The sequence below is a fragment of the Lysinibacillus sp. FW301-JW8 genome (assembly GCF_058788755.1).
Map to the genome: position 1 here is coordinate 1 of NZ_JBYTBB010000157.1, position 605 is coordinate 605.

1 protein-coding gene is annotated in these 605 nt (G+C 40.0%); it reads right to left on the reverse strand.

The window, feature by feature from the left end:
- Window positions 1-605, reverse strand: a 605-nt coding sequence (locus tag AC3WOM_RS26705) for a reverse transcriptase domain-containing protein (RefSeq protein ID WP_492449223.1), incomplete at both ends; no start/stop codon positions are given.

The following is a 605-nucleotide window of genomic DNA, read 5'->3' on the forward strand; positions in this document are numbered from 1 at the left end:
TTACTTTTCTTTTCATTAATCGTTAGACCTAAATCTTCTCCGATATATTTCTTCACACTTGCCATGACACGTTCTCCCGCTCTAGGCGTCTTCACGTATATCACAAAGTCATCCGCATATCGAATAAAACGATGTCCTCGTTTTTCCAGTTCTCTATCTAGTTTATTTAAATAAACATTTGCTAGAATAGGAGACAGCGGACCACCTTGCGGAGCTCCCTCCGTTGTTTCAACGTAAATATCTTTATCAAGAATACCTGAACGTAAGAATTTCCAAATGAGTTTGAGGACAATCTTATCTGTAATGAATTCTTCTAGATACGCTCTTAGTCGTTGGTGATGGATTGTATCAAAATAGCTTTTTAAATCACAGTCCACCACCGTTCGATATCCTTCTTGATAGTATTGTTCGGCGAGTTCGATTGCTTGATGTGCGTTTCTTCCTTTCCGAAAGCCGAAACTATTCTTCGAAAAATGCGGATCAATGATTGGGTCAATTACTTGTAGAATAGCTTGTTGGACTACCCGGTCGATTACGCAAGGAATCCCTAAATATCTCTTCGTGCCATCCGATTTTGGAATAGCTACCCTTTTCACCGGTTGCGG